General features: G+C 69.1%; 12 protein-coding genes. 5 read left to right on the top strand and 7 right to left on the bottom strand.

The window, feature by feature from the left end:
- The coding region (locus Q7P21_RS17565) for an NAD(P)H-dependent flavin oxidoreductase (RefSeq protein ID WP_369695351.1) at window positions 1–402 on the top strand (402 nt) is incomplete at its 5' end.
- Between the two features lie 42 nt (window positions 403–444).
- Here Q7P21_RS17565 and Q7P21_RS17560 read toward each other — a convergent pair.
- The 5 genes from Q7P21_RS17560 to Q7P21_RS17540 all read right to left on the bottom strand — a co-directional run bounded on the left by Q7P21_RS17560 (window position 445) and on the right by Q7P21_RS17540 (window position 4,036).
- Window positions 445–867: an OsmC family protein gene (locus Q7P21_RS17560; RefSeq protein ID WP_304165718.1), complete on the bottom strand. Its 423-nt coding sequence runs from the start codon at window positions 865–867 to the stop codon at window positions 445–447.
- A 79-nt stretch (window positions 868–946) separates the two neighbouring features.
- Window positions 947–2,389 carry an MFS transporter gene (locus tag Q7P21_RS17555; protein ID WP_304165720.1) on the bottom strand — a complete coding sequence of 481 codons (1,443 nt, stop codon included), beginning with the start codon at window positions 2,387–2,389 and terminating at the stop codon, window positions 947–949.
- Window positions 2,386–2,835, bottom strand: a complete 450-nt coding sequence (locus Q7P21_RS17550) for a MarR family winged helix-turn-helix transcriptional regulator (protein WP_304165721.1) — start codon at window positions 2,833–2,835, stop codon at window positions 2,386–2,388. The genes Q7P21_RS17555 and Q7P21_RS17550 overlap by 4 nt, the downstream gene beginning before the upstream one ends.
- Window positions 2,836–2,915: 80 nt before the next feature.
- The gene (locus Q7P21_RS17545; RefSeq protein ID WP_304178117.1) at window positions 2,916–3,338 is read right to left on the bottom strand and encodes a hypothetical protein; all 423 of its coding nucleotides are present in this window, start codon (window positions 3,336–3,338) and stop codon (window positions 2,916–2,918) included.
- A 53-nt stretch (window positions 3,339–3,391) separates the two neighbouring features.
- Entirely contained in the window at window positions 3,392–4,036 is a 645-nt protein-coding gene (locus Q7P21_RS17540) for a S24/S26 family peptidase (protein WP_304165727.1), read from the bottom strand.
- 84 nt (window positions 4,037–4,120) lie between these two features.
- Here Q7P21_RS17540 and Q7P21_RS17535 point away from each other — a divergent pair, with 84 nt between their 5' ends.
- The 4 genes from Q7P21_RS17535 to Q7P21_RS17520 are packed head-to-tail and all read left to right on the top strand — an operon-like array spanning window position 4,121 to window position 6,123.
- The gene (locus Q7P21_RS17535; protein ID WP_304165728.1) at window positions 4,121–4,429 is read left to right on the top strand and encodes a hypothetical protein; all 309 of its coding nucleotides are present in this window, start codon (window positions 4,121–4,123) and stop codon (window positions 4,427–4,429) included.
- A complete protein-coding gene (locus Q7P21_RS17530; RefSeq protein WP_304165731.1) occupies window positions 4,426–4,626 on the top strand; it encodes a hypothetical protein in 201 nt (66 codons plus the stop codon). The genes Q7P21_RS17535 and Q7P21_RS17530 overlap by 4 nt, the downstream gene beginning before the upstream one ends.
- A gap of 33 nt (window positions 4,627–4,659) precedes the next feature.
- On the top strand, window positions 4,660–5,238 hold the full coding sequence (locus Q7P21_RS17525; RefSeq protein ID WP_304165734.1) for a hypothetical protein: 579 nt from the start codon (window positions 4,660–4,662) through the stop codon (window positions 5,236–5,238).
- 60 nt (window positions 5,239–5,298) lie between these two features.
- Entirely contained in the window at window positions 5,299–6,123 is an 825-nt protein-coding gene (locus Q7P21_RS17520) for a thioesterase family protein (RefSeq protein ID WP_304165737.1), read from the top strand.
- Between the two features lie 8 nt (window positions 6,124–6,131).
- On the opposite strand, the gene Q7P21_RS17515 is transcribed toward Q7P21_RS17520, so the two are convergent.
- On the bottom strand, window positions 6,132–6,833 hold the full coding sequence (locus Q7P21_RS17515; protein ID WP_304165740.1) for a nitroreductase: 702 nt from the start codon (window positions 6,831–6,833) through the stop codon (window positions 6,132–6,134).
- 47 nt (window positions 6,834–6,880) lie between these two features.
- Window positions 6,881–7,624, bottom strand: a 744-nt coding sequence (locus tag Q7P21_RS17510) for an NAD-dependent epimerase/dehydratase family protein (protein ID WP_304178115.1), incomplete at its 5' end; no start/stop codon positions are given.

The raw sequence follows: 7,624 nt of genomic DNA, 5'->3' as shown, positions 1-7,624 counted from the left end.
GCCTATATCGGCTCGGCCTTCATCGCGACCCAGGAAGCCAACGCCCAGCAAGGCTACAAGGACATGATCGTCGCCAGCCGCGGCGATGACATCGTCTATTCGAACCTGTTCACCGGGGTGCACGGCAACTATCTGCGTCCCTCGATCGAGGCGGCCGGCCTGGATCCGGACAACCTGCCGGTGGCCGACCCGTCGAAGATGAACTTCGGTTCCGGCGGCAACACCAAGGCCAAGGCCTGGAAGGACATCTGGGGCTGCGGCCAGGGCATCGGCGCGGTGAAGGAAATCCCCACCGCCGGCGAGCTGGTGGCGCGCCTGTCGGCCGAATATGAGGCGGCCAAGGCGTCGCTGGCGGCCAAGACGGCCCTGACCTCCGGCAAGGTGTTGATGGCGGCGGAATAGGAACGGGGGCCGGCGGCGCCCGCGCGTCGCCGGCCGCCCCCTCTATTCCAGCGTGGCGTCGAGGGTGATCTCGGCGTTCAGGACCCGGGAGACCGGGCAATTCTTCTCGGCCACCCCGGCCAGTTCGTCGAACCTGGCCTTGTCCAGGCCCGGGACCTTGGCGCGCAGGGTGAGGGCGGACTTTTCGATCTTGAACCCGCCATCGGCCTGGACCAGCGACACCGCCGCCTCGGTGTTGAGCTCTTCCGGCGTGAAGCCGGCGGTCTGGAGCTGGAACGCCAGGGCCATGGTGAAGCAGCCGGCATGGGCGGCGGCGATCAGCTCCTCGGGATTGGTCCCGGGCTCGCTCTCGAACCGGGTCTTGAAGGAATAGGGCGTGTGGGAGAGCACGCCGGAATCAGTGGTCAGGTCGCCAGTCCCGTCACGGCCGGTTCCGCGCCATTGGGCGTGGGCCTTGCGGATCATCTTGTCCTCCTGGGCTTGAGTGGTCCCCCGACCGTCTCAGACCAGCATGACATGGAATAGCGCGGCCGGGATCTTCCGTTCAGGCCCGGGCGCGCCGCCCGTTCATCTCGTCGCCGGCGTCCCTGGGCAGGGGCAGGTAGAAGGCCAGCGAGATGAAGGTGATGGCGCCGACCACCAGGAAGGCCGGGGTGATCGTGGCGGCGGTCAGGTGATGCTGGCCCTGGGCCACCATGAAATAGTGCAGCAGCAGGGCGGCCAGGCCGATGCCGATCGACTGGACCAGCTGCTGGGCCATGCTGGACATGGTGGAGGCGCGGCTCATCTGGTGCTGCTCGACGTCGGCGAAGGCCATGCCGTTCAGGCTGGTGAACTGCAGGGAGCGGAAGAAGCCGCCGACCAGCAGGACCGCCATGATGACGATGTGCGGGGTGGTGGGCTTGAACAGGCCATAGGCCAGGAAGCTGACCCCGGTGATGATGGCGTTGACGCTGAGCACCGTGCGGAAGCCGAAGCGGCGCAGGATGGGCGGGGCCGCAGTCTTCATAACGATGGCGCCGGCGGCGCTCATGAAGGTGAGCAGGCCGGCCTGGAACGGGCTCATGCCAAAGCCGATCTGCAGCAGCATGGCGAGCATGAAGGGCATGGCGCCCATGGCGAGCCGCATGAAGCCGCCACCGATGATCGAGGCCGAGAAGGTCCGGATGTTGAACAGCGACAGGTCGAGGATCGCGTGGCGATTGCTGCGCGAATAGACCCCGTAGGCGAACAGGGATCCGAGGCCCACGACGAACAGGCCGGCTACGGCGGGGCCCGGCAGCAACGGGCGACCCAGGTTCTCGAAGCCGAAGATCAGGGTGGCGAGGCCGACCCCGGTGAGCAGTATGCCGATCCAGTCGATCGGGGCGACGTCCTGTTCAGCGATATTGGGGACATAGCGCCAGACCATGATCCCGCCGAACACGGCGATGGGCAGGTTCATGAAGAAGATCCACCGCCAGTCCGCGAAGGTGACGATGGCGCCGCCGAGCACGGGGCCGATCACCGGGCCGAGCAACGCGGGCATGGTCAGCACCGACATGGCGCCGACCAACTCGCTCTTGGGCGTGGTGCGCAGCAGGACCAGGCGGCCGACCGGCACCATCATGGCGCTGGCGGCGCCCTGGAAGACCCGCGCCAGGACCAGTTCGGCAAGGTTGTCCGCGAAGCCGCAGGCGGCCGAGGCCAGGGCATAGAGCACCATGGCGGCCATGAAGACCCGCTTGGCGCCCAGCTTGTCTGCGGCCCAGCCACTGACCGGCAGGAACACCGCCGAGGCCAACAGATACATGGTGATGGCGAGGTTCAGCCGCAGCGGATCCTCGTGCAGGGCGCGGGCCATGGTCGGCAGGGCGTTGGAGAGCACCGTGGCGCTGAGCGTCTGCATCATCATGGCCGAACCGATGATGGCCGGGACCATCCAGCCCCGGGCGGCGGCGCTGGCCTGGGCCTCGGTCTCGTTGGGCTTGAGGGCGATTTCCGTCATGCGTCGAGACTCAGCAACTGGAGGAGCGGGTGGGCGGCCTGGGCCAGCTGATCGCGGCCCTCGGGCGAAAGCTGGGCGAGGCGCACCGAGAGCCAATCGTTGCGCAGCTTGCGGATGTCCTCGAGGCGGGCCTCGCCGGCGGGGGTGACCGCCAGGCCGGAGCGGCGGCCGTCATCGACGCGGTCGGCGCGGGCGACCCAGCCGGCCGCCTCCAGGCGCTTCACATGGCTGCTCATGGTCGGGCGTGAGAGCTTCTCGGCGTCAGCGAGGTCGCAGACCCCGACGCCCGGCGCGCGCTTGATCTGGCCGAGGATCAGGGCGTCGAGGGCGGAAACCCCGGCCTTCTGAGCCTCCTGGCGCAGCCGTCGCGACACCCGCAGCAGGAGGGGGCGAAGCGCTTCGGCGAGCCGTTCGGGCTCGCTGGAGGTCAGGGCGGAGAGGGGCATGGGCGCTCAGATAGTTAGGTCGTCTAACTATCTTTATCGAGGATTCCCTGGCCTGGCAAATAAGCCCGGTGTCGCAGGGGTCAGCGCGGCGGCGGGAGCGCCTGGCGGGCGTGGCGCAGGCCGCGCAGGAGATCGCGGGCCTGGCGGCGGACCTCGGCGAGGGCGGCGCGGCAGGGGGCCGGGTCTGGCGCGAGGCCTCGGGCGGCGGCGGACCTGGCGCGCTCCCCGGCGGCGTGGGCGGCCTCACAGGCGCGCTGGATATCGGCCACCGCCAGGAGCACCGCGCCCTGGGACGAGGCGCGCCAGTCGGCCTCGAAGCCGCGTCTGGCCAGGGCGGCCTGGCGAAGCTGGGCCTCCGACCGGGGCGGGTCCGGCGGGGCGGAAAGGCCGGACCAGGCGACGCCTGCGTGACGACGGGCGGCCTGGCGCTGGTGGTCGAGGTGATGCCCGTCCGACGCACGTTCCAGCGCGATCCAGGCGGCCAGGGGATCGGGCGTGTTCATTTTTAAACTGTATCAAAAATACAGATATTTTGCAATCAAAAGCTGTCTATCGACTAGCCGCCGCTGACGATGATCCGACGCGCCTGGAACGGAGGAATGATGGCGGTGATGTGCGCCGCCCAGCGCAGGCGGGCATCGTGGCGGGTCGGTCCGGCGATGCTCTCCAGGTCGAAGCGGCCCGGCTCGCTCCCCCGCAGGAGGCGCTTGACCAGGACCTCGTCAGTGTCGGTCTCGACCACGACGACGTGGCCCAGCATATCGGGACTGGGGGAGGTCTTCTGGTCCTCGAAATAGATCAAGGCGCCATCGTCGGCGACGCCGCGCATGGAGTGCCCCGCCACCTGGAGGGCCACGGCGCTTTCCGTTCCACCTGGAGGAATCGGTGTCAAATCAAAGCCCTCCTGGCCCGTTGCGAACAGCACCAGGCCCTCGGGATTGGCGCCCACCTTGCCGATGATGCGGACCATGCCGCCGATGGCTGCCGACCGCATGGGGCCGGAGGCGTCATAGAGCCACTCGGGCCGAACCCGGAAGGCGGCGGCATAGGCCTTGGCCTTGCGATAGGAGAAGGGGGCGTTGCCATTCTCATTTGAGGCGTAGGTGTTGCGGTTCCAACCATGGGCCTCCGCCGCTGCCGCCGCAGTGTCGTGGCCGGCCTCGAGGCGCGCGTCGCGCAGGCGTCTGGAGCGTTCATCCATGGAGAGATACTAGCAGTAGAAATTTTGTATGAAAAATACATTTTTGACTTTGAAGTTCTGCTTTTGTTCCGTTAACATCTGGGCATGCAAAACGATGTCATCTCGCGACCCATCGATGGTCAGGATTACGCCGCCCTACGACAAAGTGGGACGTCTCCCGCCCGTGCGCGGCTCCAGCTCAAGCTCGCTGCCCCCGACGGCGAGCGCCTTGAGCGGCTGTTCCGCGCCCGGACGACGCGCGGGGTCGGCGACAGCCAGCTGCCGCGGTTCGCGCGGCATGAGGCCCATGTGGCGGCGTGCAGGGCGCAGGGCGGCTTCTGGGCCCTGTCGGAGCGGCGGATCGGCAGGGATCTGTCGGTGGTGTGCCTGCCGCTGATGCCGCCCGCGCCATGAGCGAAGACGACGCCCCGACTGCGGCGAAGCTGATCGTCGAGGCCCTGAAGGCCCGGCCGCCCGAGGATCGCGGCCTGTTCCTGCGGCAGCTGATCGCCCATGCCGCCGCCGGCCTGTCCCTGCTGGAGGGCGCCCGCGCCGCCAGCGAGGCGGTCTATCGGCTTGGCGACGCCGTGGTGGCGCGGCCAGGCGCCTGAACTCTTCCCGTCCCTGATCGAAAGGAGACCGTCATGAGCCGCACGGCCCATTTTGCACGCCTGGAGCGTGAACGCCTGATCGCCGTCGACCAGACCACCCGCCGCCGCGCCGAGGCCCGGGCCACGGCGGCGGGGGTGCGTGAGACCGTCACCCTGTCCGCTGCGCGCGGCGCCAGGTTCGAGGGGCCGGCGGGGGACAAGGTGGGGCGGGAGCAGCCCTATCGCCGCCTGGCCGGTCTGGATTGGCTAGCCCGTAAAGGACGACTGACCACAGACCAGTTGAAGGCCGGCGAGGCCTATGGCGACTGCTATCGGAAGGCCTCGGCGGAGGCGGCCTTGGGCTCCTCCCTGGCGGCGTTGCCGGGGAGCGGGCAGGGGACGCCGATCACCCTGGTGGTTCGGCAGGCCGAGGCGCGGGCGCAGGCGGCGGCGCATCTGGCGATGCTGCGCGGCAAACTGGGTGGCCAGGCGGACCTGATCGCCGCCTGCGACCACGTGTGCGGGCGGGAACTGACGCCGCGCGAGGCGGCCGACGGGGAGCGCGAGGCCGGGCGGCTGGAGGCGGTGTTGCGGGTGGCGTTGGACCTGATGAGCGGTCCGAGCTCCCCATAGAGCCCGCTCCGATCCGGTCGGGTGCTTCCGTGACCCGGCGGCGCCGGGCTAGAAGGGGGCATGAGCTCAATACAGACCTCCACCCACCCGCTCACCGCCGTCTCCGAGGGACGGTGGACCACCTTCGCAGGACCGGAATGGGTCAATCCAGGGGGCGGCCTGTGGGGCGGCTACGCCATCGGGCTGTTCATCCGGGTGCTGGAGGCGGAACCGGAAGCCGTGGGGGAGGCCCTGTCCCTGACCCTGACCTATGCCGCCGCCCTGCCTTCGGGCCAGCTGGACATCCGCACGCGGCGGCTGCGTCAGGGCGGTTCGATCGGCGTTTGGGAGGTCGAGGTGCTGCCGGCGGGCTCTGATCAGGTGGGGGTGCATGGCATGGTCACCCTGGCGCGGCGACCGGAGACGCCGCCCTTCGCCTTCGCCAGGATTCCTGAGGCTCCGGACCCGGACAGCCTGCCCAGCCCGCCCGACTTCGGGGCGCCCTTGCACTATGGCGCCTCGGCGTTCGAGCGGCGGACGCTGGAGGTGTTTCCGCCCGAGGCGACGGGGAACTCCCACACCCTGGCCTGGGTGCGGTCGCGGCGCGGGCCGCTGGACAAGGCCCTGCTGGGCATGGTCACAGACAATTCGGCCCCACGCGCCATGTACGCGCTCGGCCGGACGGTCAGCGTCACGACCCTGACCCTCACCGTCTATCTGCACGCCACCGCCGAAGAGATCGCCCAGGTGGGCGATGACTTCATCCTGGTCGAGTGCGAGGGCCGGGTGGGCGGCGGCGGGGCCTCGGACGAGCGTTCCAGCTATTGGAGCCGGGACGGCAAGCTCCTGGCCACCAGCGAACAGCTGGCCTGGTACAGGCCGATCAGGCGCAGCTCGCCGGAATAGGCGGGGGGCTAGTCGTCGAAGCCGACGAACACCGCAGCTTCGTCCACCGACTTGCGTTCCGAGACGACGGCGTTGGCCGGGAAGGTTTCGTCCGGCCAACCGAGCGCGATGCTCTTCATGATGACCTGATCGTCGGCGATGCCGGCGTGTTCGCGCACGACCGGGGACTGCATGATGCCCTGGCTGTTGATCACGGCCCCGAGGCCACGAGACCAGGCGGCGTTGACCAGGGCGGTGGTCACGGCGCCGCAGTCGAAGGGCGTGTCGTCGCTGCCGTCGAGGACCTTGTCATAGGTGACGATCACGCAGACCGGGGCGTCGAACTGGCGGAAGCCGCGCAGCACCCAGTCCTGGCGCATGTCCTTGTCGTCGCGGGCGATGCCCATGGCGGCGAACAACTGCTTGGCGACGCCGACCTGGCGGTCGCGGTGCGGACCGGCGAAGGCCTGGCCCGTGCGGAACTCGCGCGATTGCGGCACGCCGGACACCATCCGCTCAGTGTTGCCGGCCCGGATCCGGTCCAGCGGTTCGCCGCTGATGACGTAGAAATTCCAGGGCTGGGTGTTCATCGACGAGGGCGCGCGCATGGCGACCTCGAGAATCTCTTTGATCAGGGCCTTGGGAACCGGATCGGGCTTGTAGCCTCGGATGCTGCGGCGGCCCACGACCACCTCGTCATAGGTCAGGGGCTTGGCGTCCGGGGTCGTCATCTGGCGTTCCTCACCGTTGTTGCAGGTGGGCATAACCGACCCGCAGCCTAGATCAAGAGGCTGGCGCCGCAATCGGCGACGGTATCCCTGGCTGGGCGCGGCGCGTAGCCGAGGATGTCACGGGCCTTGGCGGTGCTGAAGGCCTGGGTGCGGCCGAGCAGAGGCAGGACCGCCTTCATCTGGGGCGAGGCCAGGGCCAGGGTGCGGGCGACGAGGTCTGGCATGTTGGCGGTGGTGACCTTGGCCGCGCCTTCACCCAGCCTGGCTTTCAGGGTCGCGGCGACCTCCGCGTACCAAAGGGCCTCGCCCATGGCGATGAACCGCTGGCCGGCGGCCTCAGGCTTCGTCATGGCGCGGATGTGGAGGTCGGCGAGGTCGCGGACATCGGTGATGTTGAAGCCCAGACGCGGCAGGGCCGGCGGCTGGCCCTGGAGCAGGCGCTGGATGATGGCGACCGAGCCCAGCTGGTCCTTGTTCAGGACCGGGCCGAAGATCGCGCCGGGCAGGATCGTGGTCAGGCTGGTCGCGGGGTGGTCGGCCATGAAGTCCCAGGCCGCTTTCTCGGCCAGCACCTTGGATTTGCGATAGACGGCCAGGCCCGGCTGGTCCGGATCGGTCCAGTCGGTCTCATCAATGGCGCGCTTGAGCGGCTTGGCCGGCGTGCAGGCGGCGGTCGAGGAGGTCATCACCACCCGCGTCACTCCGTCTCGGACTGAGGCCGAGAGCACGCGCAGAGTTCCGTCGCGCGCGGCGGAGATCAGGTCTTCGCCGCCGCTGCCGCCCAGAGGCGA

It is taken from the genome of Phenylobacterium aquaticum (assembly GCF_947378715.1).
GTDB lineage: Bacteria > Pseudomonadota > Alphaproteobacteria > Caulobacterales > Caulobacteraceae > Phenylobacterium > Phenylobacterium aquaticum_A.
Note: the sequence above shows the minus strand (reverse complement) of the source record. Positions and strands in the feature narration are given on the sequence as shown.